Origin of the sequence: Streptomyces sp. NPDC004126 (genome assembly GCF_050275515.1) — a bacterium.
In the GTDB taxonomy this organism is placed as follows: Bacteria; Actinomycetota; Actinomycetes; order Streptomycetales; family Streptomycetaceae; genus Streptomyces.
The window spans coordinates 45,247-71,064 of sequence record NZ_JBNNPF010000011.1; the positions used below are offsets into that span (position 1 = coordinate 45,247).

Below are 25,818 nucleotides of genomic sequence, written 5' to 3' on the forward strand. Positions count from 1 at the left end.
GGACGGGAGGGGACGGGACGGGAGGGGCGCTCAGCCGTGGTCGGCCGTACCGCGCAGGTGCCGGGTGGAGGCGGCGTTGAGGAGGAGCACGAGGCTGATGCCCGTGATCACGGCGGCCAGCAGGTGGAGCCCGGAGTCGCCGGCCTGCCGGCCGACCGCGATGCCGACCAGGGCCGAGGCGAGGTTGGCGCCGATGTACTGGGAGGTGCGCAGCAGCCCGGAGGCGGTGCCGATCTGTTCGGCGGGCGCGGTGCGGTACATCAGCGTCTGGTTGCCCAGGCTGTTGAACCCGTTGGGCAGGCCCAGCACCGCGGCGATGACGAGGATCTGCCAGAGCGGCACGTTCGACCCGAACAGAGCCAGTGCGGCGCTGCCCAGGCAGAGGGCGGCGGAGCCGGTGACGAGGACGGTGCGCAGGCCGCGGCCGACGAGCCGGGTGGCCCACATGGTGGTGACGACGCCGAGACCGGCCATGGGCAGCATGACCAGGCCCGACTCGGCCTCGGACAGGCCGCGCCCCTGCTGGAGCCATTGGGGGAGGGCGTAGGTGATGGAGTAGAAGACGACGTACGTCGCCATGCAGCGTACGTAGGTCGCGGCGAGCGGACGGTTGCGGGCGATCATCCGGAGGTCCACGAAGGGCCGGTGCGCGCGCAGTTCGCGCCATACCAGCGCGGCGGTCAGGACCACGAAGGCGGCGAGCGCCCACCACCGCGGGTGGTCGGGCAGCGAGAGCAGGAACAGCATCAGCCCGCACAGCTCGCCGGTGAACAGCGCCATGCCCGGCAGGTCCAGTTCGCGCAGGGTGACGCGGGCACGGCGCGCCGCGTCGTCGGGGGGCAGCCAGACCAGGGCCATGGCCAGGGCGGTGAGGGCGAGGGGGACGTTGACCCAGAAGATGGCCCGCCAGTCGACGAGCTGGACGAGCAGGCCGCCGAGCGGCGGGCCGAAGGCCACGGCGGCCTGGGAGGCGGCGGAGATCGCCCCGAGCCCGCCGGCGGGCGCGGTGCCCCCGGTGCCCCCGGCCGCCGGGAGGGCGTCGGCACGGAGGCGGATCATCGACATGCCGGCCGGGTACGCGGCCGAGGTGCCGATGCCCAGGACCACGCGTGCGGCGATCAGCCAGCCGAGGGTGGGGGCGAAGGGCGCCGCGGCGGCCGAGCCCAGGACCAGGAGGAGCCCGACGCCGAATATCCGGCGGGGGCCGAAGGCGTCGGCCAGGCGGCCCATCGTGGGCTGGGCGACCGCGGTCGCCAGGTAAAGGCCGGAGACCAGCCAGACGACCGCGGCTCCGGCGTCGAACGCCTCCTGTACGGAGAGCAGGGCCACCGCCAGCATCGACGAGTTGAGGGCGTTGAGCATGGTGCCCAGGACGATCGGGGTGAGGAAGCCGAGCGGCAGACGGGCGGGGGCGGGGGGAACCGGTTCTCTCGCGGTCCGTGCGGTGCGTAATGCCACGGTTCCCCCTTGGGGACTGTCTAGGTTTCGGACAAGAGGTCGAGGAGCTTGTTCGCGGCGCCGAGGACTTCCCGCTCGACCGGCGTCAGGCGGGTGGCGATGGCCCGTGCGAGCCAGGCGTCGCGCGACTGCCGGTCGGCCGCCACCAGTCGGCTGCCCGCGTCGGTGATCTCCATCAGGACCTGGCGGCCGTCGCGGTCGTGGGGCCGACGGGTGATCAGGCCGCGCTCCTCCAGGGCGGAGAGCTGGCGGGTGAGCGACTGGGGCTGGACGCCCTCATGGGCCGCCAGGTCCTTGGGGCTGAGGGCCCCGACGCGGTCCAGCCGGCTCAGGACCGAGGCGCTGGTGAGTCCGAGGCCGTGTGCGGGGCGTTCCTGACGCATGCGCCGGCTGAGCGCGGACACGCTGTCGCGGGTCTGTCTGGCCAGGTCGATGGTGTCTTGATTGTCTTCCACGAACGAAGCCTAGCTTATAAGCATGGCTTGGTATTTCGTCAACCTGGCTCATCACCTCGCCCGGCTTCGAGGTTCTTCTCGGGGGACTCGGGCCGGGCAACTCCCGCCCAACTCCCGGGCAATTCCCATGAAATCTGCAAGAAGAGGCAAAGCGTGGCTGGAAAGGGGGGCTCGGATCAGGGTGTGACGCTGCTCGCATTTACTTCGTTGCACTGAACATGTTGTCTAGGGGGCATGATCAATCGCTCCGGCCCCGATCCCCAGGAACACCCAGGGCCCACCGGCGCCCCGCTCCCACTCGCCGGCCTGAAGGTCATCGACACCGCCACCCTCTTCGCAGGCCCCTTCGCCGCCACCCTGCTCGGGGACTACGGCGCGGAGGTCGTCAAGATCGAACATCCGGACGGCGACCCCGCCCGCCGCTACGGCGCCCAGGTCGACGGCGTCCCCGTGTGGTGGAAGGTCGTGGCCCGCAACAAGCGCTCCGCCACCCTGGACCTCCACACGGACGAGGGCCGACTGCTCTTCTGCCGCCTGGCCGCCGACGCCGACCTCGTCGTGGAGAACTTCCGCCCCGGCACCCTGGAACGCTGGGGCCTGGACTACGCCACCCTCAGCGCGCACAACCCCCGCCTGGTGCTCCTGCGCATGACCGGCTTCGGCCAGACCGGCCCCTACGCCCACCGCCCCGGCTTCGGCACCGTCGGCGAGGCCATGAGCGGGCTCGCCCACCTCACCGGCAACCCCGACGGGCCGCCCACCCTCCCCTCCTTCCCCCTCGCCGACGCGATCGCCGGACTCACCGCGGCCTTCGCCGCGCTCACGGCGCTGCGCGCCCGCGAGGTCACCGGCCGCGGACAGGTCGTCGACCTCTCCATCGTCGAATCGATGCTCGGCGTACTCGCCGGGCCCCTCACCACCTACGACCTGACCGGCGTCATGCCCACCCGGCAGGGCAACCGCTCGCCCAACAACGCGCCGCGCAACGTCTACCGCACCAAGGACGGCCACTGGGTGGCCGTCGCCGCCACCACCGTCTCCGTCGCCGAACGCGTCGTACGCCTGGTCGGCCGCCCCGAACTGGCCGAAGAGCCCTGGTTCGGCACCGGATCCGGCCGCGCCGCGCACACCGGCGAACTCGACGCGGCCGTCGGCGGCTGGATCGCCGAACGCACCCGCGACGAGGTCGTGGACGCCTTCGACCAGGCCCAGGCGGCGATCGGCGCCGTCTACGACTTCGCCGACGTCCTCCAGGACCCGCACATCGCCGCCCGCCGCTCCATCGTCTCCGTACCCGACCCGGAACTGCGGGAGATCCGCATGCCGGACGTCGCCTTCAGGCTCCGCGACACCCCCGGATCCGTGCGCTGGGCCGGCCCCCGCCTGGGCGAGCACACCGCCGAGATCCTCGGCGAACTCGGCGTCGGCAGCGAGGAGTTATCCGCGCTCGCAGAAAGGGGAGTCATTTGAACGCCGCACTGCACCGCAGCTACCTGTACGTTCCCGCGCACAAGGCCCGCCTGGTGGAGAAGGCGTACGCGAGCGAAGCGGACGCCGTCGTCCTCGACCTGGAGGACGCCGTACCCCCGGCCGCCAAGGAGGACGCCCGCCGCGCCGCCGCCGAGATCCTGTCCACCACCCCGCCCAAGCCGACCTACGTACGCGTCAACTCCCTCCCCAGCGGCCTCGCCCGCGACGACGTACGGGCCGTCGCACGGCCCGGACTCGCCGCCGTCCGGCTGCCCAAGGTCGAGCACCCCCAGCAGGTCCGCGAAGCGGCCCGGTGGCTGGAGGAAGCCCACAGCCGCGCCGGCCTGCAGATCCTCGTCGAATCCGCGCTCGGCGTCGAAGCCCTGAGCGACCTCGCCCGCTCCACGCCGCGCCTGGAACGCATCGGCCTCGGCGAGAACGACCTGCGGGCCGACCTGCGCACCGACTTCGACGGCCCCACCATGGACGCCGCCCGGGTCCGCTGCGTGTTCGTCTCCCGGGCGGCCGGGCTCGTCAGCCCGGCCATGAGCGTCTACCCGCGCCTGGACGACCCCGAGGGCCTGCGGCGCTCCTGCCGGGACGGGCTCGGCATGGGCTACCTCGGACGCTTCGCCGTCCACCCCGGCCAGCTCCCCGTCATCAACGAGGTCTTCACGCCCTCCGCGCGAGAAGCCGACGACGCCCGCGCCGTACTGGCCGCCGCCGCCTCCCGGCCGGACGCCGGATCGTCCGTGTTCGTCACCGAGGACGGCCGGACCGTCGCCCCGCCCCTGCTCGCCCAGGCCCGCGCCGTCCTGGCGATGGCCGAAGCCCTGTCCGCAGGCGCCCGCCCCTCGTGACCCCGGCCGCACACCCCGGCAGCCCCGACCCGCACTCCGCGCCGCGCCGCGCCGTGCCGCCCCGCCCGCCCGTGAAAGGCAACCGATGACCGACGCCCCGCCCGCCACCGCCACCGCGACCGACCCCCTGCTGACGGCCATCGCCGCGGGGACCACCGTCCACGACCTCGCCCAGCCCCTGGAGAACGGCATGCCGTGCTCCCCCAACCACCCGGGCTTCCGCATGGCGCTCCTGCGCCGCCACGGCGACGGGACCCGCCCGGACGGAAGCTCGGCCGCCAACGAACTCATCGTCACCGGCGGCCACGTCGGCACCCACATCGACGCGCTGTCCCACGCCTCCCACCACGGCCGGCTCTTCGGCGGCCACGACGCCGCCGCCGCCCAGCAGGGCGGACGCTTCGCCGTCCACGGCATCGACACCGTCCCGCCCATGGTCTGCCGCGGCGTCCTCCTCGACGTCGCCGCCGCCCACGGCACCGACGTCCTCGGCGCCGGATACGGCATCACCGCCGACGACCTGGCCCACGCCGCCGCCCTCGCCGGCGTCCTCCCCGCCGCACAGGACGTGTGCCTCGTACGCACCGGCTGGGCCCGGCGGTGGAACGACGCCGAGGCGTACATCGGCCAGGAGACCGGTGTCCCCGGCCTCACCGAATCCGCCGCCGACTGGCTCGCCGACCGCGGGGTACGCGCCATCGGTGCCGACACCACCGCCGTCGAACGGATCCCGCCCGGCCAGGGGCACGCGGTACTGCCGGTCCACCGCACGCTGCTCGTGGACCGCGGCGTCCACCTCATCGAGCACATGAACCTGGAGACGCTGGCCGCCGCCGGAGCCGCCGAGTTCCTGTTCGTCCTCAGCCCGCTGAAGATCACCGGCGGCACCGGTTCCCCGGTCCGGCCCCTCGCCGTCCTCACCACCGCCCCCGGCACGCCGCGGGAGTCCCGATGACGACCACCCGCCCAGGGCCCGCCGCCGAACCCCTGGTCCGCCGCCTCGCCGCCTTCGCCGCCCGGGCCCGCGACCGGGGCCTGCCCGCCCGGCTGCGCGCCGAGGCGGCGGAACGCGTCCTCGACTGCCTGGGCAACAGCCTCCTCGCACGCGACGAACCCGCCCCGCGGGCCGTCCTTTCCGTCGCCCGCGACTGGGGCGGCACCGGCCCCGCACACGTCATCGGATCGCACGAGAAGCTGGCCGTGCCGGCCGCCGCCCTGGTCAACGGAACCCTGGCGCACGCCATGGACTTCGACGACTCCCACATGCTGTCCGTCCTGCACCCCAGCGCCGCCGTGATCCCCGCCGCGCTCGCCGTCGCCGAGGCCACCGGCGCCTCGGGGCCGCAGCTGCTCGACGCCGTCACCGTCGGCACCGAGGTGTGCATCCGGCTCGGCATCGCCGGCTTCGACCCGGACCTCGGGAACTCGCTGTTCTTCGAGCGCGGCCAGCACGCCACTTCCATCTGCGGCACCCTCGGTGCGGCCGCCGCGGCCGCCGTGCTCCTCGGCGCGGACGAGGACACCATCGCCGCCGCCCTGGGAATCGCCGCGAGCACCGGCGCCGGCCTGCTGGAAGCCAACCGCACCGGCGGTACCGTCAAACGCGTGCACTGCGGCTGGGCGGCCCACGCCGGCGTGGCCGCCGCCCAGCTGGCCCGGGCCGGCATCACCGGACCGCCGACGGTCCTGGAGGGCCGGTTCGGCTTCTTCCAGGCCTGGTGCGGCGACCGGGCCCGCCCCGAGGCGGTCCTCGACGGCCTGGGCGAACGCTGGGAGACCAGCGAGATCATCGTCAAGCCGTACCCGTGCAACCACTTTACGCACCCCGGCATCGACGCCGCACTGCGGCTGCGGGCGCTGGGCGTCCGGGGCGAGGACGTCGTCCACGGCGAGCTGCGGGTCCCCACGGCCATGCACCGTACGATCGGCGAACCCGGCCCCGCCAAGGCCGCCCCCGCCACCGGCTACGCGGCGGCCTTCTCCGGCCCCTTCACCGTCGCCACCGCCCTCCTCGGCGGCGGCGGACTCGGCGTCTGGTTCGACGACTTCACCGACGCCGCCGCCCACGACCCGGCCCGGCGCACGCTCGCGGGCCTGATCCGCTGCGTGCCCGACCCCGCCCTCGACCCCCTGTTCCCCACCCGGCTGCCGGCCGTACTGCGGGTCGCCGTGCGGGACGGCCAGACGCACGAGATCCAGGTCGAGACCAGCAAGGGCGGCCCGGACGCGCCCCTGACCGCCGCCGAGAAGGAACGCAAGTTCCGCCTGTCGGCCGGCACCGCGCTCCCCCCGCGACGCGCCGAGGCGGTACTGCGCGCCGTACGCGCCCTGCCCGAGGGCGGCAGCGCCACGAGCCTCCTCGCACTGTGCACCCCGGAAGCCGAGCCGGAGCCGTCACGCCCCCCGGCGGCGTGACGGCCCGCAACGCCCGAAACACCCACACCCACACCCACACCCACACCCACACCCACACCCACACCCGTGATCCGGGAAAGGACCCGACCCGACATGTCACCCAGCACCTCGAAGCGCCTGCGCACACGCCTGAACCGCCTCGCCGTGGGCGGCGCGGCCGCCCTGTGCGCCACCGTCCTCGCCGCCGGCACCGCCCTCGCCGCACCCACCGTGCGGACCGCCGCCGCACTGCCGGGCTTCGGCCTCTACCCGGAGAGCCTCACCCAGGACCCCTCGACCGGCGACCTGTTCGTCTCCGCCTACGGCGACGGCTCCGTCCTGCGCGTGCCGGCGGGCGGGACGCAGGCGTCCGTCTTCCTCCCGTCCGGCACGGACGGCAGGACCCACGCGGCAGGGGTCAAGGCCGACGGCTCCGGCCGCCTGTGGGTCTCCGGCGGCACGGACCGATCGGTCACCGTCTACGACGACACCACCGGCATACGCGTGGCCCGGTTCCGCATCCCCTTCGCCTCCGGCGGCGTCAACGACCTCACCTTCGGCCCCGACGGCACCGCCTACCTCACGGACTCGTTCAACCCCGCCGTCTACAGAGTCACCCCCCAGCAGCTGACGGCCGCTCAGGCGCAGGGCGCCGACACCCCGCTCGACACCTGGCGCGACCTCACCGGCACGCCCGCCGACTACACGCAGCACTCCGGAATCAACCTCAACGGCATCGCGTACGTCGACGGCGGAGCCCTGCTCACGGCGAACACCACCACCGGCGCCCTGTACCGGATCGCCGCCGACACGGGCGAGGTCACCACCGTCCCCGGCATCTCCCTGCCCGGCGCCGACGGCCTCGCCTACCGGGACGGCAGGCTCTGGGCAGCCCTCAACCGCACGAACACCCTGGTACGCCTGACCGTGACGCCCGCCGCCCGGTCCGTCCGGCAGGACGCCGTCCTCAGCAGCACCGCGCTGCAGATCCCGACGTCCGTCCTCCGCTCGGGCGACCACCTGCTCGTCACCCGCTCCCAGTACGACAAGGGCGGACCCTTCGGCGCGGGAACGCCCGTCCCCTTCACGCTCGCCGAGGTCGACGGCTTCTGACGCGCCCCCGGCGTCAGGCGATCGCCTCGATCCGCCGCAGGGGCTCCAGGGGCACCCGGGCATCGGACGACGGTCCCGCCCGGAAGGCCGGGACGGGCAGCGGCGGTTCGGTCACGCGGCCCCTGGCTCCGGCCGGCACAGGCGGCGGCGCAGCACGCCGGCGAACGGGGCCAGGCCCGCGGCCCCCAACGCGAGGCCGCCGCCGGTGAGGGCGACGGGGTTGACCCAGCCCGGCACCTGCTCGGTGGCGTCGGGGTCCCCCGGGTACTCCTCGCACACGACCGACACCGGGAACACCGACCGCGTGACGAGCCGGCTCTCGGGCACCGACGTGTCCCGGAACCCCCGGCTCACCCGGCCGTTGCACACGGACGAGGGATCGATCGGGTCGAAGCCGGTCAGGTGCCCGGACAGGAGCGCGAGCCCCGCGCAGAACAGCGCGGCGACGGCGGCCTGGACGAACACCCAGGGGTGCAGGAGGGGTTCGGCCGAGCGCAGCCGCACGGCGGCCGCGGTGTGCACGGCGAGCGTCACCATGGAGGTGAGCCCCACCAGCAGCAGCGCCAGGCCCAGAAAAACGATCATGAAAGGCAGGGACGCGCGACCACTGCACCGCGGTTCCCGACCGGTCCGGCGACCGGCGCGCGAGGCGACGGGGGCGCCGCTCTCAGCGGAGGCGGACCCCGATGGCCGCGACCGGGCAGGCCTGCGCGGCTTCCCGCACCAGGGGGTTGCCGTTGCCGTCCTCCCGGCCCGGCAGCACCTCGCTGAATCCGCTGTCGTCCTGGGTGAACACGTCCGGGGCCGTCAGGGCGCACTGGCCCGCTCCGATGCAGCGGCCGGTGTCGATCGCGATGTGGACGGGACGCACGGCGCTCACCAGGCCACGGGGAGCTGGACGATGCCCTGGATGGTGTCGCCCGGTTTGAACGGGATCTCCCGCGCGGGCGCGTCCAGCCGGAGCCCGGGAAGCCGGCTGATCAGGGTGCCCAGGGCGATCTCCATCTCCGCGCGGGCCAGGTTCTGCCCGAGGCACTGGTGGATGCCGAAGCCGAAGCCGACGTGGTGGCGGGCCGAACGCTGCCAGTCGAGCACGTCGGGGTGGGGGTAGACGCCCTCGTCGCGGTTGACGAGGGAGAGGGAGAAGACCACTCCGTCGTCCTTGCGGATCGTCTCCCCCGCGATCTCGATGTCCTCGACGGCGACGCGCAGCATGCCTTCGACGATGGACAGGTACCTCATCAGCTCCTCGACGGCCGCCGGTACCAGCGAGGGGTCCGCCCGCAGCTCTGCCAGCCGCTCGGGATGCTCCAGCAGGGTGTAGGCGCCCAGCGAGACCATGTTGGCCGTGGTCTCGTGGCCGGCGATGAGGAGGATGAACGCCAGCCCCGCCAGTTCCCCGGCGTCGAAGGCGCCCCCGGCGGTCTGCTCGCGGATGATGTCGTCGAGCATGCCCTCGCCCGGCTCCGCCCGCTTGGCCTCGATCAGCACCCGCAGGTAGTCCTCCAGCCGGTCCCTCGCGTCCTCCACATCGGACAGCTCGGGGCCGCGCAGCAGCCGGCGCGACTGCTCCTCGAAGAAGGAGTGGTCCGCGTACGGCACGCCGAGCATCGAGCAGATGACCTTCGACGGCATCGGCAGGGCGAAGTCGCCCACCAGCTCCGCCTTCGGGCCCTTGGCGATCATGTCGTCGATCAGCTGGTCGACGATCTCCTGGATCCGCGGACGCATCGCGTGGGTGCGCTTCAGCGTGAAGCCCGGGATCAGCAGCCGGCGCTGGCGGTTGTGTTCGGGGTCGTCGACGCCCAGCAGCGGCGTGCGCCGGCGCAGCAGCCCGACGTAGCGCTCGGACGGCACGGGGAACGCCTCGTTCTCGCTGTCGCTGGACAGCCGCGGGTCCCCCAGCAGCGCCCTCGCGGCGGCGTGTCCGGTCACCGCCCACACCGAGCGGCCGTCGAAGAACCGCACCCGCTTGAGCGGGGCGCCGCCCCGGAGCGGGTCGTAGGCGGCCGGCGGGTGGTAGGGGCAGGTGCGGTCCTTGGGGAACGCGACGGGCTCGGTCATCAGGCATCCTCACGCAGACGGGCGGCGGGCGGCACACCCGCCGCCCGCAGCGTGACCGGCACCGGCTGCGTGGCGCTGAAGCGGGACCGGCCGCCGCTGGCCGAAGCCCCTCCGGACACGGGGTCAGAGTCCGGCCGAGGTGTCCTCGCCGCCCACGCCGGCCCAGGCCTCGGCGATCGCCGCCCACGCCACGTCCTTCCCGGCACGGCCGACCGCGGCGACGACGCGCTGCGCGGCGGCGGGGTCGATGCGCGCCACCTGCCGCACCAGTTCGACCGGCACCGTCGTGTACCTGATCCGGCCGTCGGGCTCGGCGAGCGTCAGCCGTTCCGCGAGGTCGAGGACGAAGCGGACGGCGGCGCCGGGGTTGACCGCGAGGAGCTGTTCCGTGATCCGCTCCCAGGCTTTCGGCGCATTGCGGCTGTCCATGTGCCGGACGATGTGCACGGCTCCGGCCAGGTTGACCGTGGCGGCCGCTCCTGCGGCTTCGGCCAGCATCTCGTCACGCCGGTAGGGGTTGTTCGTCAATCGGGCCATTCGAATCGCCACGGACGGGTCGCCCTTGGCCGCTGCGACGACGACACGCTTGAACTGCCAGTCGTCCTGGATGTCGATCTTCTTCCTGGTCCTGCGGACCATCTTCTCGGCGGCGTCGGGATCGAAGGGAGCCAGGTGCTCGGCCACGCGCAGCACGGCCGTGGCGCCGAAGCGACCGTAGGGTGCCGGATTCCTACGCGTCCGGGCCAGCTCTCTGGCCTCTTCGAACAGGGCTGCGGCCCGCTGTCGGTCGTATGCCGCAACACTGGCCGCGAAACGTGCCAGATCCTCCGCATTCGAGAGATGGTCGGAGTCGTGTGCGCAGGCCAGCGCGTGACGGACGGCGTCGTCCAGCAGTCCGGCGGAACGGACAGGATCGTTGCCGGCGACGACGGCCGCGACACGCAGCAGAGCCTCGGCACGGTCGAAGGAGCCGGGCATCCCGCGGGCGTTCCGTTCCGCCAGGTCAGGTGCGACCGAGGCCAGTGCCTGGCAGACCTTGAGCTGAACCCGCGTGCTGTGACGGTCGAAGTCGGCGGAGGAGGCAAGGCGCGCAGCCGTGCTCGCGTCGCCGGCCAGCACGGCCAGGGCGACAGCGTCCCGGGCTTGCGAGCGCGCGGAGGAGTCGATGGCGACGATGATGCGTTCCGCGTCTGCGGGGTCGTGTCCTGCGACGTGGCCGGCGACCACGGTCAGCGCGCCGGCACGCTGCTTCGGGGTACGCAGGGCGCTCGCGAACCCTTCGGCAGCTGGGGCGTTCGCCGTGACCAGGGCTCGGATCACCTTGGTCAGCAGCCAGTCCTTCGCCGGGTCGATCATGGCGGCCACCCTCAACGCGCCGTAGAGGTCCGAAGGGGCCAACCCGATGGCCACTTCGGCCAGGAACGAAGCCTGGGCGAAGCCGGTGCCGCCTTGACCAGGGCCGTTGACGAGGCGTGCGAGGCGCTCAGCCGTCCGCGGGTGCGTCGTGGTGACCGCGAGCGCGATCCCGCGCACCGCCCGCCCCCTGATGTCCCGGTCGGAGATGTCGCGGGTGAGCGCCTCGGCGGTGTCGGGGTTCAGCACGCTCCATGCCGAGGCGAGGTCCGCCAGGGCATGGTCCAGCATGTTCCGGCCGAACTTCTCGTCGCCGGCCGCCGCGTCACGGGCGCGCCGTTCCGTCTCGTCCAGAAGGCCGGCCGCGTGCTCCGGGTCGAGTGGAGCCCACACGCGGGCGACGGCTGCGATCTCACGGCTGCGGCGACGAGCGCCCCCGGCCAACTCCCGCTCCGCCTCGGTCAGCACCGTGCGAGCCGTGCTCGCGTCACCCTCGGTCAGGGTCCCGGCGATCGCTGCCAGGGTCAGCGCCCGCCGGCCCGCCTCCTCGATGCGGCGTGCCGCTTGCAGCGCCGCTTCCAGGTCCCTTCCGTGCCCGACGGGGCGACGGACGGCGAGCGCCGGTTCACGCAGTTGCACGGCCGTTTCGGCGGCGGTCGGACGCCGGCGCGGCTCCTTGGCGAGCAAGGCGTCCACGAGCACCTCCAGCGCGAAGGAGACCTCCGCGCGCACCGAGCCGACCCGGGGGGCCGGTACCGCGACGTGCATGTGGCGCAGCCCGTCGTGGCTCCGCGAGGTGAACGGCGGGCTGCCGGTCGCCAGGTGGAACAAGGTGGCGCCCAACGCGTACATGTCCGCGGCCGCGTCCACGGGTCCGCCCTGGAACTGCTCCGGCGGCATGTAGGCCGGAGTGCCGATCACCATCCCCGTCTGCGTCAGCTGCGGATCCACCGACTGCTGAAAACGGGCTATCCCGAAGTCGCAGACCTTCACCGTCCCGTCATGCACGAGCATGAGATTGGCGGGCTTGATGTCGCGGTGCACGAGGCCGGCGGCATGCGCGGCGGCCAAGGCCCCGGCGACCTGGGCGCCGTATTCCACGACCTGTCCGAGGGGCATCCCACCGGGAAAGCCGTCCTTCACGACCGTCTTGAGATCACGCCCCCGCAGAAGCTCGAACACCAGGTAGGGGGTGTCCAGATGGCTTCCGACGTCGTACACGGCAGTGATGTTGGGATGCGAGAGCCGCGCCGTGGCCTGCCCCTCCCGCTCGAATCTGCCCAGCATGCGGCGCTGCTGCGTGCCGTCGCCCAACAGTTCGGCCCGTAGCAGCTTCACCGCCACGAGCCGGTGCAGATGGAGGTCCTCCGCCTGCCACACCTGCCCCATGCCCCCGCGGCCCAGCTCGCGCTCCAGCCGGTACCGCCCGGCCAACTCCGTGCCCGTCCACCTCATGCCCGCAACCTTCACCACGCCGCGTGCAGTTCATGCAACGCAAGACGCGCGAGCCGCCGGACCGGTTCGCTACGGCCCGCCGCGGCCGGGAGCGAGGCGTTCGACCGCGACGAGTGCCGCGTCGTCGCCGAGGTGGCCGCCCGCGTACGACCGCAGGTCCGCGCGCAGCCGGTCGAGCAGGGTCGGCGGGTCGTCCCGGGCCCAGGCCGTCAGCCGCTCGGCCAGGGGGTAGAAGGCGCGCGAGTCGTCGCGGGCCTCGACGACCCCGTCCGTGTAGAGCAGGAGCACGTCACCGACGTCGAAGGGGAACGTCGCCACCGCGACGTCGGCGGTGAGGACGTCCGAGAGACCCAGCGGCGGCCTCGCCTCGGCCGTGTCGAGGGGGATCACCCGCCCCTGTCTCAGGAGCAGCGGTGGCGGGTGGCCGCAGTTCACCAGCCGTACCACCGGCTCGCGGTCCGGGATGTCGAGCACCAGCGCGGTGACGAAGGCCTCGTCCGTGCCGTCGGCCGCCTCGCCGGTACCGGGTCCCGAGTCCGGCGCGCTCCGGGGCTCCTCGGCCGATCCGACGCCCTCCTCCAGATGCCCGATCAGTTCCGGCAGCTCGTGCTCGCGGTGGGCGGTGACCCGGAAGGCGCCCAGGACCAGCGACGCCTCGCCGATGGCGTCGAGCCCCTTGCCCCTGGCGTCCCCGATCAGCAGCCGGGTCCCGGAGGCCGTCCGGGCCGCCGCGTACAGGTCGCCGCCCATCTGCGCCTCCTCCTCCGCCGCCAGGTACACGGAGGCGATGTGCAGCGGCCCCGCCCGGTGGGGGAGGGGCCGCAGGACGACGCTCTGTGCCGCGTGGGCGATGGTGCGCAGCCGCGCGAGCCGGTTCTCGTCGCGCTCCCGCAGATGGGCGAAGAAGGTGACGATGACCGAGATCAGAACCAGCGCGACGATCTGGTAGGTGTGGTTGAGGTCGGTGAGGCTCGTCCGCGCGACCGCCACCACCGTCTGTGCCAGCACCGCGACCGCGCCCACGAAGGCCGTCATGCGCGGCCCCGCGAACGAGGCCGTCACCGCGGGCGCGGCGACCAGGAACGGCCCCAGGTGCACCTCGGGCGGCGAGAGGACGTCCACCGTGGTGACGGCCGCGACCAGTGCGAAGGGCACGACGAGCAGCAGTCGTCCGCCGCGCCGGGAGGGGAAGGGGGCGAGGGGCCGCGGGCGGGCATCCATGCGAAAGGCATACATCACGGGACGGCCGATGTCCTGGCGCCGGGCCGTGCGCCACCCCGGGCCGGTGCCCCGCGGCCGCCGGCCGGGAGGAGCGGCCCGTCGGCCGGGAGGAGCGGCCCGTCGGCCCGGCCCCAGGCCGGGGGAGTCCTCGACGGGCTGCCGTCAGACGGCCTCCGAGGGCAGCCAGCCCTGCTGGACCGCGCGGACACCCGCCTCGAAGCGGCTCCGTGCGTCGAGCCGGCCCATCAGGTCCGTCGCGATCCGCCGCGCCGTGCGCTGGGAGACACCGAGCCGTTTGGCGATGGCCTCGTCCGTGTGCCCCTGCGCGAGCAGGGCGATCGTGGCCGACTCCTGCGGGTTCAGCCCGTGCCCGTCCCGCACCACTGCCTCGCCCAGCACCTGGGCTCCCGCCCAGACCGTCTCGAAGAGCGCACACAGCGCGGTGAGCATGCCCTGCCCGGTCAGGACGACCGCCGCGGCACCCGAGTCCTCGCTGTTGACCGGGATGACAGCGGTCGTGCGGTCGGTGATGATCAGCCGAGTGGGCAGGGACGGAACCGTACGGACCTGACCGCCGAGCCGGGTCAGCCAGTGCGCGTAGTCGACCGTGTGCTGGTCGTTGCGGACGCTGCTCAGGTAGACGCTGCGCATCCGCACCCCCCGGCCCAGCAGTTCCTCGTCCAGGGGCCGCGACGCGTCGAGCTGTTCCACCGGCTGGGCGCCGCCCGGGAGGAAGGCCATGACGTCCGTGGCGACGTAGCGCGTCAGCCGGGCGAGCGTTTCGCGGATCGCGTCGATCCCGATGAGGTGTTCGACCCCGGGCGTGGTGGATGCCGGCCTGAGGTCGGCGTACTCCGCGATGAGCTGGGCCGCCATGCTCCGCGACGACTCCAGACGCAGCTGCTGCGCGGCCAGCTCGGCCTGCTGGCGGGCCAGCAGGGCCTCCATGCCGATGTCGGGGGAGACCGCCCGCAGGCCCCCCTCCCGTTCCGAGGAGGGTCGTACGAGAGCCAGCTCGCTCAACACGTCGAGGGCGTCCCGCACCTCTTCCACGGGCCTGCCCACCCGCGCGACGAGTCCGGCTACACCGCTCGTCGGATCGCTCAGCATCGCGCGATAGACCGATTCCGCCACCGGATCAAGTCCCAATGCGGTCAGCATGCTCAAATCCCCCCGAAAGTCCGAGAAACCCCGCCCCCGATTTTGGATCATGCTGCCACAGCAGAGGCTCCCAGGTCAGCGGGATTTCGCCCGGCTCCCACGGGGTGGCCCCTAGGGGCCATGGACCGAACGGGCCATACCGACTTCCTGGCCGGGGAGCCGCCCAGTTGGAAGAGTCGGTTCCATGTATCTCGTCCACACGGGTCTGCGCGCACCGTGCGATGCCTCCGTTCCCACGGACCTGCGCTCACTCATCCGTTCCCGTCTCGGCCCTGACGACGGGATCGAGCACGTCAGTGTCCATCCGCGCGCCCTCCCGGATCCCGTGATCGGCCTGTATCTGTGCGCGGGCAGTCTCAGGGAGGCGGAGGACCGGGCGGCCGGCCTGGTCCGCCTGCTGCTCTCGCGCTGCCCCGAGCTCGCCGGCTGGACGCCGTCGAGGCCGGAAGTGCCCCTCATCGCGGCGGCCTTCGAATAGCGGCCGCTCCTCTTCAGGGCCGCCTCCGCGCCGTCGGTGGCCCGAAGCGGCCAATGCCGTTTCGGGCCAGCCGGATCCCCTTCCGCCTCGTCCGGCCTGCGTCGAAAGTAGTTCTAGCCGGCAGGGAGCGACGCTCCGGGCCGGCCAGGACCGGACAGCGCCACCGCGGGGCGCAGGCCGGTTGAGGACACGAATCCGTCGCTCGAACCGTCAGAAGAGGACACCCCCATGCTCCGCATCCGTATCGCCCAGGCCGCCGCGGTCGCCGCCCTCTCCGCCCTCACCGTGCTCGGTGTCGCCGCTGCCGCTCAGGCCGCTCCGGCCGCTCCGGCCGCCACGCAGGCCGGAGCCTCCACGAACTCCATGGGCTGGTCGTAGAACCGGGACGTCCGCCCTCCCCAGCAGGAGCTCAGGCGAGTTCGCGCTCGTACCAGATGTCCGGTTCCCCGCCGGGGTCGGCCGGGCCGACGGGGACGAACCCCGCCTTGGCCAGCACCTTCTGAGACGCGGCGTTCCGGTGGGCCGTCGCCGCCCGCAGCGTGCGCAGCCCGTGCCGGGCCGCCGCCAGCCGGCACAGCTCCCGGACGGTCGCGGTCGCGATGCTGCGGCCGGCGGTGTGCTGCGCGACCCGGTAGCCGAGTTCCGCGGTGCCGTCCTCGATGTCGACCAGGTTGAACCTGCCGAGTACCGAGCCGTCCTCGGCGACCAGCACGTAGAAGGCGCAGGTTCCCGCCCCCTGCTCGGTCAGCAAGGCGTCGTACCGTTCCGCGAACCGGTCGAAGAAGTCGTCGCCGCGGTCCGGGACCGAGGCGGCGAAGTAGGCGCGGTTCGCCAGCTCGAAGGCCAGGACCGCCGGGGCGTGGTCGACGTGCAGCAGCTTCAGTTCGGGCATGGCCCGACCGTACCGGGACGGTCCGCCGGAGCCGCCGCGTCTCAGCCCCAGTCGGGGCCCGGCGCCCGGTGGAGGGTGATCAGCAGCCGCCAGACGCGTCCCGCGATCTCGGCGGGGGTGGCCTCGATGAGGCCGTGCAGCCAGTCGGCGAGGATCCCGGCGAAGGTCGCCGCGACGGCGGAGGCGATGAGGTCGGGCTCCGGGGCGCCGGCCAGGGTGCGTTCCGCGCGGCTGCGGGCGCGCAGGTCCTGGTGGAGGACGAGGCCGAGCGGTCCGCCGCCCCCGGGGCGCAGCAACTCCCGGTAGAGGCCTCCGTGCCGGGGGAGCGAGCCGAAGAAGGCGGTCAGGGCCGGCGGCGGGACGGCGGGGTCGGGGATGCCGCGCCAGGCGTGCAGGGCGTCGACGGCCTCGCGGACGATCTCGGCGCAGGCGTCGACGGACAGTGCCTCCAGGTCGGAGTAGTGGAGGTAGAACGTGGCCCGGCCGACCCCGGCCCGCCGGACCAGGGCCGCGACGCTGACCGCCTCCAGCGGGCGGCTCGCGCACTCCTCCAGCAGGGCCGTCCGCAGTTTGGCCCGGGTCCGTTCCGTACGGGGGTCTTCCGGCATGCCGCCTACCCTGCCAGCAGGACCGCGCCGAGCGCCAACGCGCCCGGCAGCGCCTGGGCGAGCAGGATGCGCCGGTTGGCCGTGAGCCCCCCGTACACCCCGGCGACCAGCACGCAGCCGAGGAAGAAGACCCGGACCCCGAACCCGGTCGGGTCGGAGGCGAACAGGCCCCAGAGCAGGCCGGCGGCCAGGAAGCCGTTGTAGAGGCCCTGGTTCGCGGCGAGCGGCGCGGTGGCGCGGGCCAGTTCCGCGTCGAACCCCGAGAGCTTGCGGCCGGGTGCCCGCTCCCACAGGAACATCTCCAGGACCAGGATGTACGCGTGCAGTGCGGCCACCAGGCCCACCAGTACGGTCGCGGTCGTCTCCACGGGTAGCCCTCCTGAGTAATCATGGACAGGTGTCCAGAATACATGGACAGTCGTCCAGGAGTCAGCCCGCCGGGGTCATGAGCAGCACATGCCACCGAGCCCGCAGCCCGCAGCCGGGGTCAGGCGGCCGGGGGGACCAGGCGGTTCTCGTGGGCGAAGACCACGGCCTGGATCCGGTCGCGGAGCTCCAGCTTCAGCAGGACCCGCCCCAGATGGGACTTGACGGTCGCCTCCGCGAGGGACAGGACGGCCGCGATCTCGGCGTTGGAGAGGCCGCGGCCGACCTCGACCAGCACCTCCCGCTCCCGGGCGCTGAGCCGGTCCAGCCGCCCGTCGCGGACGGCGGCGGCGGTGCCCCCGCCGGCCAGCTGCGGACGGAAGTCCTCCAGCAGGCGCCGGGTGATCCGCGGGGAGAGCACCGCGTCGCCCGCCGCGACGGCGCGGATCGCGGTGAGCAGCTCCTCGGGCCGGGTGTTCTTCAGCAGGAAGCCCGAGGCCCCGGCGCCGAGCGCGGCGAAGGCGTACGCGTCCAGGTCGAAGGTGGTCAGGATCAGCACCCTGCTCCCCGGTGAGACCTCGACAACCTGCCGGGTCGCCTCGATCCCGTCCGTCCCGGGCATCCGGACGTCCATCAGCACGACGTCGGGCCGCAGCTCCCGGGCGAGGCGGACGGCCTCTGCGCCGTCCGCGGCCTCGCCGACCGCCGCCATGTCGGGCTGGGCCTCCAGGACCATGCCGAAGGCCATCCGGAGCAGCGCCTCGTCGTCGGCGATCAGGATGCGGATCCTCATACGGCGCCCGTCCCGCCGCTGCCCAGCAGGAGCCGGGTCCGCACGCCCCAGCCGCCGCCCGGCAGCGGCCCGGCCCGCAGCGTCCCCCCGTAGGCGGCCGCGCGCTCGCGCATCCCGGGGATGCCGTGGCCGGACGGCGGTGCGGCGCCGGCGGGAAGCGCCGGCCGGGGGCCGCTGTCGGTGACCTCCACGCCGACGCTCCCGGCCGAGCACTCGACCAGGACCCTCGCGCGGGTGCCGGCGGGGGCGTGCTTGAGGGTGTTGGTCAACGCCTCCTGCACCAGGCGGTAGACGGTGAGCTGTGCGGAGGCCGGCACATGGGCGTGGCCGCCGCGGACCTCCAGGCCGGTCGGCAGCCCGGCGGCGGCCATCTGGCCGGCGAGCGCCGCGAGCTGGGCGATGCCCGGCAGCGGGTGGCGCCCGGCGTCCGGCTCGTCGGCCCGCAGCACCCCCAACGAGCGCCGCATGTCGGTGAGGGCCTGCCGGCCCGTCTCGGAGATCTGCAGCATCGCGGCGGTGGCCCGGTCGGGCGACCTGTGCTGCGCGTAGACGGCGGCGTCGGTGAGCGCGACCATGACGGACAGGTTGTGGGTGACGATGTCGTGCACCTCGCGGGTGATCCGGGCCCGCTCCTCGGCGACGGCCAGCAGCGCCTGCTGCTCCTGGTGCAGCGCCTGCCGTTCGGCCCGCTCCTGCACGGCGGCCAGGTAGGCCCGGCCGGTCCGCACGTTCACCCCGAGGACGGCGGCGGCGACCACCGTCGCGGAGAGCGCGACGAACGGGGTCCAGAACGCGCCGTCCGACGCCCAGCGCAGGCAGGCCAGTACGGCCCCGCCCTCCACGACGGCGGCGGCGAGCAGCGTGCCGCGCCGGCCCGTGTGCGCGGCCGCCGCGTACAGGGCCACCAGCAGGGCGACGTCCGCGGGCAGTTGGACGTCCACCAGCCACTGGACGCAGGCCGCGGCCACCACGGCGGCGAACACCGCGAGCGGGGCCCGGCGCCGCCACAGCAGGGGCAGCGCCAGGGCGGCGGTGAGCGCCGCCGCCACCGGCAGTTCCCGGGCCGGGTACGTGGTCGCGACGTTGAGCAGGAGCAGCGCCGGCAGCACCGAGTCCCACACCAGGGGCGGTACCCGGTCCCGGTGGCGCACCGTCACACCCCCCCACACCTCTTTGCCGATCGGCCGTCGTGGGAGGCCCGGCCGGGGCCGCCACCGCGTACAGCCGCAGCGTAGGCCGCCGGTCCGCGCCGCACATGGGCCCGGCGTCGGAACCGCACCGGGCACGGGTACGACCACAGGAGGAGGCCGCCACCTCCCGCGGTCGCAGGCCGGCCCCCGGTCCGGGGTGCGCGGTTGCCACCCCGGTCGCACCGGCGGCCCGCCCCGGCTGCCATCCCGGTCGCAGCCGGCGGCGACCCGGGGCCGATGCGACGGCGCGGGCCCGGCGCCGAGCATGGCGGGGTGACCGAAACCACCCCGGGGCCGTCCCTGCACCTGCCCTTGTCCCAGACCCTCTCCCTGTCCCAGACCCTGTCCCTGCCCCAGAGCCCGTTCCTGTCCCTTCCGGAAGTACTCGTCCTGCTGGGCGCCGTCGCGCTGCTGGTGGCGCGCTGGCTCCCCCCGGCCGCCCGCCGGCCCGGCACCCTCGCGGCCGGGGCGGTCCTCGTACCGTCGGCGATCGTGCTGGGCGTCGTGGGGATCCGCTGGCAGATGCTGCCGGTCCTGGCCGGCGCCGCCGCCGTCTCGGCGTTCGCCCTCCCGCCCCTGCTGCGGCGCCGTACCGGCCGGCCGGCGCGGCGGGCCCGCTGGTGGCTGGCCCTGCCGGGAACGCTGGCCTGCGCCGGCCTCATCGCCACCGGCCCGGTGGCCGCCTGGGCCTTCCCCGTGCCCGTCTTCCCCGAGCCGACGGGCGACTTCGCGGTCGGCACCCGGGTGCTGCAGTGGACCGACCCGCTCCGCCCCGAGGGCTTCACCGCCGATCCGGACGACCGGCGCACCGTCGTCGCCCAGCTCTGGTACCCGGCGCGGAAGAGCCCCGCCGGCGTCCCCCGGGCCCAGTACCTGGGACGCACGCAGGACGAGGCGCGGACCGTCGCCGAGGCCCTCGCCGACGGGGTCGGCCTGCCCGGCTTCCTGGTCGACGGCGTGCCGAGGGCCCGCAGCCGGGCGGTCGTCGACGCCCCGGTGGCCGACGGGGGCGAGCGTTTCCCGGTCGTCCTCTTCTCCCCGGGGTCGGGCGGGGTGCGGTCCCAGAACACCGCCTGGGCGGAGGAGCTGGCCGGCCACGGCTACCTGGTCGCCGCCCTCGACCACCCGTACGACTCCGCCGTCGTCGTCGTCGCCGACGGCCGCACGATCCGCTCCACCACCGTCTCCTCCGGGGACCGCGACAAGGACGAGGAGCTGGCCGTCGGCTGGACCGCCGTCCGGGCCGCCGACCTCGGCTTCGCCCTCACCCAGCTGGAGCGACTGGACCGCGGCGAGACCACCGACCCGCTGACCGGACGCCTGGACACCGGCCGCGCCGCGGTGGCCGGCCACTCCCTGGGCGGAGCCGCCGCCCTCCAGGCGGCCCGCCGGGACCACCGGTTCGACGCCGTCGTCGACCTGGACGGCTACCCCCACGGCCCCACCGCGCCCGCCCTCGGGAAGCCGGCGCTCGCGCTCACCCAGGAGATCACCGCCGGCACCGACCCGCGCTACCTCCCCCGGCTCACCGAGGCCCTCGACCACAACACCGCGACGAGCTACCGGCTCACCGTCCCCGGCGCCGGGCACCTCACCTTCACGGACGGCCCCCTCTACCTGCCGCCGGTGCCCTCGATCGTCGGCACCCTGGGCCGCACCGAGAGCCCGCGCACCGTCGCCGCGGCCACCCTCGCCTTCCTGGACGCCACCCTGCGCGGCCGCCCCGGCGACCCGGCCGACACCCTCCGGGCCTACGGCACGGTCTCGTCCTCAGGGGCGCGGGGCACCGCGGCACCGACCCCCTGACCGGCCTGCCGCGCCCGGGCGCTCAGGGCCGGCGTCCGGCCCAGGCCACCAGACGGTCGATGGCCCGGGCGCCGGGGTCCACGGCCACCACGTCGCCGAAGGGGACCCGCCGGCCGCGGAACAGCGGTGCCGCAGCCGCCGTTCCGCATTTCATCCGCCGTACATGGAACCGGGGTTCCGCTGCGCCTACTCTCGTCGCCATGGCAGCAGGAACCCTCACCTCGCGCCGCCACGTCGACCAGGGCCTGGTGGCCAGCGCCCTGTGTACGGTCGCCCCGGCGCGCTGACCGCGCCCCTTCCCCTACGGGATCCCCACCCGGCGCCCCCGCCCGACTCCCGTGTCTTCCCCTCGCGCGCCGCGGCCTGCGCCGCCGCGCGCCCACGCACCCATGCGCCGCAGCATCCAGGAGGAACGGACACCATGAGCGAGAACAGACGACACCCGGTGAGCCGCCGCGGCTTCCTCGGCGGCGCCGCCGCCGTGGCGGCCACCACGGCCCTGCCCGCCACCGCCGCGCACGCCGCCGCGGCCGGCCGCCCGAACATCCTGCTGATCGTCACCGACGACCAGCCCAAGCACACCGAATGGGCCCTGCCCAAGACCGTGGCCTGGCTCGCGGGCCAGGGAGTGAAGTTCACCAACGGGCACGTCACCACCCCGCTGTGCGCCCCCTCGCGCTCCAGCGTCTTCTCCGGCCGCCACGCCCACAACCACGGCGTGCGCAACAACAAGGCCTCGCACGCGCTCGACCAGAGCACCACCGTGCAGAAGTACCTCCAGCAGGCGGGCTACCGCACCGGCCTGTTCGGCAAGTACCTCAACTCCTGGACGCTGGCCGACAGTCCGCCGCACTTCGAGGACTTCGCCCTCCTCCAGCCCGCCTACGTCGACGCCCAGTGGAACGTCAACGGAACCGTCCAGACGATCAACGGCTACACCACCACCGTCGTCAAGAACCGCACCCTGAAGTTCCTCGACAAGGCCGCCACCGACACCCGGCCCTGGTTCGCCTACGTCACGCCGTACGCCTCCCACGGCCCGCGCACCCCCGAGGCGAAGTACGCGGGCACCGCCGTCCCCGCCTGGAACGGCCGCCCCTCGGTCCCCGAAGCGGACCGCAGCGACAAGCCGGCCTACATCAGGAACGCCACCGGCACCCTCGCCGACGGCCAGGCCATCCGCGCCGAGCAGCTGCGCACCCTGCTCTCCGTCGACGACGCGGTCCAGGCCTTCAAGGACCGGCTCCAGGCGCTCGGCCAGCTCGACAACACCCTCGTCGTCTACGTCGGCGACAACGGCTTCAGCTGGGGCGACCACGGCTGGACCGCCAAGTCCGTGCCCTACCGCCCGGCGCACGAGGTGCCGTTCTACCTCTCGTGGCCGGCCGGGGGCCTGGGGGCGGGCACCCAGGACGACCGGATCGTCGCCAACATCGACATCGCCCCGACGATCCTGGAGGCGGCGGGCATCACCCCGGCGGCACCCCAGGACGGCCGCTCCCTGCTCTCCTCCCACAGCCGCGACCACCTGCTGGTGGAGTGGTGGAAGCAGGGCGCCGGCGCCGGAGGGGCACCCACCTGGTCCTCGTACGTGGCCAAGGACAAGCAGTACACCGAGTACTACGACCTGACGACCGACGCGAACGGCACCGTCTCGGGCACCGGGCAGGTCACGTTCCGCGAGTACTACGACCTCGTGGACGACCCGCACCAGCTCACCAACAAGCTGTACCAGGCCACCCCGGCCCAGGAGCAGGCCCTGGGCATTCCCGCCCTGGCCGCCCAGCTCCACGCCGACCGCACCGCCTGACCCGTACCGCCTCCACCGCACCGCCTCCACCGCACCGCCTGACCCGCACCGCCGGCCGGGCACCCCGCCACCAGGGCGGGGTGCCCGGCCGCCCATCGTCCCCACGGAGCCGACATGCCCGCCTGCTGCACCCCCGGCCACGACCACGCCCCGGTGCTCACCCTCGCACCGCCGCCGCCCCCCGCGGCCCCGCCGTCCCGGGCGGCCCGGCAGCTGCTCGCCCTCCCCGGCGGACGGTTCCTCATGGGCACCGACGACCCCGACGGCTTCCCCGCCGACGCCGAGGGACCCGTCCGGGAGGTGGCCGTGGAGCCCTTCCGGATCGCCGCCACGACCGTGACGAACGCCCAGTTCGCCACCTTCGCCAAGGCCACCGGGCACACCACCGAAGCCGAGCGCTTCGGCTTCTCCTTCACCTTCGGCGCGTTCCTCGCCGACGAGGTCGCCGCCGTGTCCCGCCCGGTACCGGGCGTTCCGTGGTGGCGGGCCGTCGAAGGGGCGTCCTGGCGCAGCCCCGAGGGCCCCGGCTCCCACGTGACCGACCGGCAGAACCACCCCGTCGTCCACGTCTCCTGGAACGACGCCCAGGCCTACTGCGCCTGGTCCGGTACCCGCCTGCCCACCGAGGCCGAATGGGAGTACGCCGCGCGCGGCGGGCTGGAGCAGCGGCGCTACCCGTGGGGCGACGAACTGACGCCCGGCGGCCGGCACATGTGCAACATCTGGCAGGGCGAGTTCCCGGTGCTCAACACCGGCGCCGACGGCCACGTGTCCACCGCCCCCGTGAAGTCCTTCCGGCCCAACGGCTTCGGGCTCTACAACGCGGTCGGCAACGTCTGGGAGTGGTGCTCCGACCGGTTCACCCCCGGCGACGAGACCTCGCGGGCGATGCGCGGGGGCTCGTACCTCTGCCACGACTCCTACTGCAACCGCTACCGGGTCGCCGCCCGCAGCTCGAACACGCCGGACAGCTCGACCGGGAACATCGGCTTCCGGGTGGCCGCCGGTCCCGCGTAGGCCACGCGTTCAGGAGACGGTGACGCGGGCCAGGGCCCAGGAGGTGTGGTCGAAGGAGGTGCGGTCGTTGGCGTCCTCGACCACCAGCCGCAGGACCCGTACGCCGCGCACGTCCAGGTCGACCGCCACGGGACCGCCCGCCGCCGTGAGGACCGGGGTGGTCAGCAGCAGGCGGCCGTCGCCGTACACCTTGGCCCGGGTGGCACCGGCCGTGCTCTGCTTCGCGGAGCAGTCGTCGATGCCGACCAGCGAGGTGAGCCGTACGGCGGCCCCGCCGAGGTGGTAGGCGATGTCGCTGGGCGCGTGGACCCCGAGGCCCTTGGGGTACGCGGTGCCGCCGAAGGAGATCGGCGGGCCGTCCCCGGCGGCGTTCCTGCCGTTCGACGCGTCACGCTCCACCGGCCCCCAGCCGTTCGCGGCGCTGATCCAGGCGAGGTCGGAGAGGTACGAGTCGCGCGTCGGGGCCGGCGGCGGGGTCGGCACGGTCCCCGTCGCCGCGTACCGGACCGGTCCTCCCGGGGCGGTGGCGCTGCCCTCCGCGGTGAGCGTCCACGCCGTCGCGGGGGCGGCGTCCGCGGGCGGGGTGACCCGCCAGGACGCGGCGAGCCGGCCGCCCGCGGGGAGCTGTCCGGCGTCCGTGGCGGACGCGGGGGCCACCGTCCACCCGGCGGGCGCGCGCAGGGCGAGCGCGGCGGAGCTCCAGGGCCGCGAGGAGCCGTTGTCGAGGGTGGCGGTCACGGTGAACGCCTCACCCGGGACGGCCAGGGCGGGCGGCGACAGCCGCGCGCCGAACGGGACGCGCGGATACGGGTCCTTCCAGGAGGACCGCATCAGCGCCACCAGCTCCGCGGCCCGCGCCGGGTACGCGCCGGCGAGGTCGCGGCCCTCACCGGGATCGGCGGCCAGGTCGTACAGCTCGACCTGCCACTTCGCGTCCGGGAGGGCGTGGTCGCGTTCGGGTGCGAAGCGCACGGCCTTCCAGTTCTCCCGGCGGACCGCCTCGGCGAGCCAGGTGCCGCGCTTGGCGTCCTGGGCGTTGGCCCGGCTGGTGACGCCCAGCTCGTCGCGGAACCAGTACAGGTGCCCGTGGCGGGCCGAGTCCGGGCTCCCGGCGAGCAGCGGCGCGGCGGACAGCCCGTCCACGTCGGCGGGGGCGGGGGCGCCGCCGAGCTCGGCGAGGGTGGGCAGGACGTCGGTCAGGGGGGTGGGACGGTCGCTGGTGCCCTGCCGGACCCGGCCGGGGCCCCAGGCGATGAGGGGGACGCGTACGCCACCCTCGTAGAGGTTGCGCTTGTAGCCGCGCAGCGGCCCGTTGGCGTCGAACAGGTCGGGGTTGACCCCGCCCTCCTCGTGGGGGCCGTTGTCGCTGGTGACGAGGAGGACGGTGTCCTGCTCCAGGCCGAGGGCGCGCAGCCGGTCGACGACCTTGCCGACCAGGGCGTCGAACCAGCTCACCTGGGCGGCGTGCCCCTTGTTGGCGGCCGTCCAGGACCGGTCGGCGTACGCGCTGGTGTCGGGGACGTCGCTGGGGGCGTGCGGGACGTTCGGGGTGAGCAGGAGCATGAACGGTTCCGCGGCGTGCTCTCCGATGAACTCCAGGGCGCGCCGCTCCAGCAGGTCCGGGGCGTACACGGCCTTCGCGCCGCCCGCGTTCGCCGGGATCGGCTCCCTGGCGCCGTTGTGCCAGAGGTACTCGGGGTAGTACTGGTGCGCGTGGCCGTGGTCGATGTAGCCGTAGAACTCCTCGAAGCCGCGCGCGGCCGGGTGGCTTTCCTGGCCCGCGGCCTCCGGACCGAAGCCCCACTTGCCGATCACGGCGGTCCGGTAGCCGCGGGCCCGCAGCACCTGGGCGAA

The 25,818-nt window shown here is 74.2% G+C and carries 25 protein-coding genes; 10 read left to right on the top strand and 15 right to left on the bottom strand.

Going from position 1 to position 25,818, the window contains the following annotated elements:
• Positions 1-30: 30 nt before the first annotated feature.
• Together ACQKM2_RS13080 and ACQKM2_RS13085 are read right to left on the bottom strand one after the other, a co-directional pair.
• Entirely contained in the window at positions 31-1,458 is a 1,428-nt protein-coding gene (locus ACQKM2_RS13080) for an MFS transporter (protein WP_427709087.1), read from the bottom strand.
• A gap of 20 nt (positions 1,459-1,478) precedes the next feature.
• The gene (locus ACQKM2_RS13085) at positions 1,479-1,913 is read right to left on the bottom strand and encodes a MarR family winged helix-turn-helix transcriptional regulator (protein WP_427709089.1); all 435 of its coding nucleotides are present in this window, start codon (positions 1,911-1,913) and stop codon (positions 1,479-1,481) included.
• Between the two features lie 234 nt (positions 1,914-2,147).
• Between ACQKM2_RS13085 and ACQKM2_RS13090 the strand changes: the two genes are divergently transcribed.
• From ACQKM2_RS13090 to ACQKM2_RS13110, 5 genes are all read left to right on the top strand, one after another.
• The gene (locus ACQKM2_RS13090; protein ID WP_427709091.1) at positions 2,148-3,383 is read left to right on the top strand and encodes a CaiB/BaiF CoA transferase family protein; all 1,236 of its coding nucleotides are present in this window, start codon (positions 2,148-2,150) and stop codon (positions 3,381-3,383) included.
• Positions 3,380-4,243, top strand: coding sequence for an HpcH/HpaI aldolase/citrate lyase family protein (locus ACQKM2_RS13095; RefSeq protein WP_427709093.1), 864 nt, complete (start codon positions 3,380-3,382; stop codon positions 4,241-4,243). Before ACQKM2_RS13090 ends, ACQKM2_RS13095 begins: the two co-directional genes overlap by 4 nt.
• A gap of 85 nt (positions 4,244-4,328) precedes the next feature.
• Positions 4,329-5,198 (top strand): cyclase family protein, encoded by an 870-nt coding sequence (locus ACQKM2_RS13100; protein WP_427709094.1) that lies wholly within the window; start codon positions 4,329-4,331, stop codon positions 5,196-5,198.
• A complete protein-coding gene (locus ACQKM2_RS13105; protein ID WP_427709096.1) occupies positions 5,195-6,658 on the top strand; it encodes an MmgE/PrpD family protein in 1,464 nt (487 codons plus the stop codon). The genes ACQKM2_RS13100 and ACQKM2_RS13105 overlap by 4 nt, the downstream gene beginning before the upstream one ends.
• Before the next feature lie 93 nt (positions 6,659-6,751).
• A complete protein-coding gene (locus ACQKM2_RS13110) occupies positions 6,752-7,750 on the top strand; it encodes an SMP-30/gluconolactonase/LRE family protein (protein ID WP_427709097.1) in 999 nt (332 codons plus the stop codon).
• A 111-nt stretch (positions 7,751-7,861) separates the two neighbouring features.
• Here ACQKM2_RS13110 and ACQKM2_RS13115 read toward each other — a convergent pair whose 3' ends face one another.
• From ACQKM2_RS13115 to ACQKM2_RS13140, 6 genes are all read right to left on the bottom strand, one after another.
• A complete protein-coding gene (locus tag ACQKM2_RS13115) occupies positions 7,862-8,335 on the bottom strand; it encodes a hypothetical protein (protein ID WP_427709099.1) in 474 nt (157 codons plus the stop codon).
• Between the two features lie 82 nt (positions 8,336-8,417).
• Entirely contained in the window at positions 8,418-8,630 is a 213-nt protein-coding gene (locus ACQKM2_RS13120) for a ferredoxin (protein ID WP_427709101.1), read from the bottom strand.
• Positions 8,627-9,814: a cytochrome P450 gene (locus tag ACQKM2_RS13125; RefSeq protein WP_427709103.1), complete on the bottom strand. Its 1,188-nt coding sequence runs from the start codon at positions 9,812-9,814 to the stop codon at positions 8,627-8,629. Before ACQKM2_RS13125 ends, ACQKM2_RS13120 begins: the two co-directional genes overlap by 4 nt.
• Positions 9,815-9,937: 123 nt before the next feature.
• Complete coding sequence (locus ACQKM2_RS13130; RefSeq protein ID WP_427709105.1) at positions 9,938-12,622, bottom strand: protein kinase domain-containing protein; 2,685 nt, start codon at positions 12,620-12,622, stop codon at positions 9,938-9,940.
• Between the two features lie 69 nt (positions 12,623-12,691).
• Entirely contained in the window at positions 12,692-13,843 is a 1,152-nt protein-coding gene (locus ACQKM2_RS13135) for a PP2C family protein-serine/threonine phosphatase (RefSeq protein ID WP_427709107.1), read from the bottom strand.
• Positions 13,844-14,005: 162 nt separating this feature from the next.
• A complete protein-coding gene (locus tag ACQKM2_RS13140) occupies positions 14,006-15,004 on the bottom strand; it encodes a helix-turn-helix domain-containing protein (RefSeq protein WP_427709109.1) in 999 nt (332 codons plus the stop codon).
• Between the two features lie 184 nt (positions 15,005-15,188).
• Here ACQKM2_RS13140 and ACQKM2_RS13145 point away from each other — a divergent pair, with 184 nt between their 5' ends.
• Positions 15,189-15,482 carry a hypothetical protein gene (locus ACQKM2_RS13145; RefSeq protein WP_427709111.1) on the top strand — a complete coding sequence of 98 codons (294 nt, stop codon included), beginning with the start codon at positions 15,189-15,191 and terminating at the stop codon, positions 15,480-15,482.
• 228 nt (positions 15,483-15,710) lie between these two features.
• Positions 15,711-15,860 carry a hypothetical protein gene (locus tag ACQKM2_RS13150; RefSeq protein ID WP_427709113.1) on the top strand — a complete coding sequence of 50 codons (150 nt, stop codon included), beginning with the start codon at positions 15,711-15,713 and terminating at the stop codon, positions 15,858-15,860.
• 31 nt (positions 15,861-15,891) lie between these two features.
• Here the strand turns inward: ACQKM2_RS13150 and ACQKM2_RS13155 are convergent, their stop codons facing one another.
• The 5 genes from ACQKM2_RS13155 to ACQKM2_RS13175 all read right to left on the bottom strand — a co-directional run bounded on the left by ACQKM2_RS13155 (position 15,892) and on the right by ACQKM2_RS13175 (position 19,298).
• Positions 15,892-16,374 (bottom strand): GNAT family N-acetyltransferase, encoded by a 483-nt coding sequence (locus ACQKM2_RS13155; protein ID WP_427709115.1) that lies wholly within the window; start codon positions 16,372-16,374, stop codon positions 15,892-15,894.
• Positions 16,375-16,415: 41 nt separating this feature from the next.
• Entirely contained in the window at positions 16,416-16,982 is a 567-nt protein-coding gene (locus ACQKM2_RS13160) for a TetR/AcrR family transcriptional regulator (protein WP_427709117.1), read from the bottom strand.
• Positions 16,983-16,987: 5 nt separating this feature from the next.
• A complete protein-coding gene (locus ACQKM2_RS13165; protein ID WP_427709119.1) occupies positions 16,988-17,350 on the bottom strand; it encodes a DUF1304 domain-containing protein in 363 nt (120 codons plus the stop codon).
• A gap of 119 nt (positions 17,351-17,469) precedes the next feature.
• On the bottom strand, positions 17,470-18,141 hold the full coding sequence (locus tag ACQKM2_RS13170; protein ID WP_427709121.1) for a response regulator: 672 nt from the start codon (positions 18,139-18,141) through the stop codon (positions 17,470-17,472).
• Positions 18,138-19,298: a sensor histidine kinase gene (locus tag ACQKM2_RS13175; RefSeq protein WP_427709122.1), complete on the bottom strand. Its 1,161-nt coding sequence runs from the start codon at positions 19,296-19,298 to the stop codon at positions 18,138-18,140. Before ACQKM2_RS13175 ends, ACQKM2_RS13170 begins: the two co-directional genes overlap by 4 nt.
• 270 nt (positions 19,299-19,568) lie before the next feature.
• On the opposite strand from ACQKM2_RS13175, the gene ACQKM2_RS13180 reads away from it, so the two are divergent.
• Positions 19,569-21,137: an alpha/beta hydrolase family protein gene (locus tag ACQKM2_RS13180; RefSeq protein ID WP_427709124.1), complete on the top strand. Its 1,569-nt coding sequence runs from the start codon at positions 19,569-19,571 to the stop codon at positions 21,135-21,137.
• Between the two features lie 22 nt (positions 21,138-21,159).
• Here the strand turns inward: ACQKM2_RS13180 and ACQKM2_RS13185 are convergent, their stop codons facing one another.
• Positions 21,160-21,291, bottom strand: a complete 132-nt coding sequence (locus tag ACQKM2_RS13185; protein WP_427709125.1) for a hypothetical protein — start codon at positions 21,289-21,291, stop codon at positions 21,160-21,162.
• A gap of 267 nt (positions 21,292-21,558) precedes the next feature.
• On the opposite strand from ACQKM2_RS13185, the gene ACQKM2_RS13190 reads away from it, so the two are divergent.
• The gene (locus ACQKM2_RS13190) at positions 21,559-22,947 is read left to right on the top strand and encodes a sulfatase family protein (RefSeq protein WP_427709126.1); all 1,389 of its coding nucleotides are present in this window, start codon (positions 21,559-21,561) and stop codon (positions 22,945-22,947) included.
• Between the two features lie 114 nt (positions 22,948-23,061).
• On the top strand, positions 23,062-23,964 hold the full coding sequence (locus ACQKM2_RS13195) for a formylglycine-generating enzyme family protein (protein ID WP_427709128.1): 903 nt from the start codon (positions 23,062-23,064) through the stop codon (positions 23,962-23,964).
• A gap of 9 nt (positions 23,965-23,973) precedes the next feature.
• Here the strand turns inward: ACQKM2_RS13195 and ACQKM2_RS13200 are convergent, their stop codons facing one another.
• Positions 23,974-25,809: an NPCBM/NEW2 domain-containing protein gene (locus tag ACQKM2_RS13200; RefSeq protein WP_427709129.1), complete on the bottom strand. Its 1,836-nt coding sequence runs from the start codon at positions 25,807-25,809 to the stop codon at positions 23,974-23,976.
• Between the last annotated feature and the right edge of the window lie 9 nt (positions 25,810-25,818).